At 39.8% G+C, this 513-nt stretch carries 1 protein-coding gene; it reads right to left on the bottom strand.

What is annotated here, in order from left to right; all coding sequences use genetic code 11:
* Positions 1-134: 134 nt before the first annotated feature.
* Entirely contained in the window at positions 135-416 is a 282-nt protein-coding gene (locus tag V5298_RS20815) for a hypothetical protein (protein WP_332933312.1), read from the bottom strand.
* Between the last annotated feature and the right edge of the window lie 97 nt (positions 417-513).

Genomic DNA, 513 nt, shown 5'->3' with positions numbered 1-513 from the left:
GCCTTTATGTATAAAACTCTTAATCATGACTCTATTGTAACCTCAGGGGTTACGGATTGCTAGCGTAATTTTTGTGAGCGCATAACGCAAAGCTAAGCGGCGCAGCTTTGCTGCGTCCTTGCTTGAGCGCCTTGTTATATGCACGTACTGTTAATTATTGATTTTTGGTTTTTAATTTCACCAACATTATTATCTGTTTCAGCAATAGCCAAATCTATTTTAGCTTTTGTACACTTATCAGATAACTCTTTGTTCATAAGGTAAGCTTGATCTTTCTGCTGTTGAGTTAATCCCTCAACACCACTATATTGATCTCTATCCTCTGGGTTTCTATCTTTTTGGTATGGTGGTGCTTGAGTTGCACCACACGCAGATAATATTACTATCAGCGAAAACGGAATTAATTTATTAAACAATGCTGGATACTCCTTGTGCATATAACACCCTGCTTAGGGGCGGAAACACATGGGCTAAAATTTAGGAGCGAAGCGACGCAGCCCATGTGTTTGCGTC

The sequence above is a fragment of the Alteromonas sp. 14N.309.X.WAT.G.H12 genome (assembly GCF_036697315.1).
Taxonomy (GTDB): Bacteria; Pseudomonadota; Gammaproteobacteria; order Enterobacterales; family Alteromonadaceae; genus Alteromonas.
Note: the sequence above shows the minus strand (reverse complement) of the source record. Positions and strands in the feature narration are given on the sequence as shown.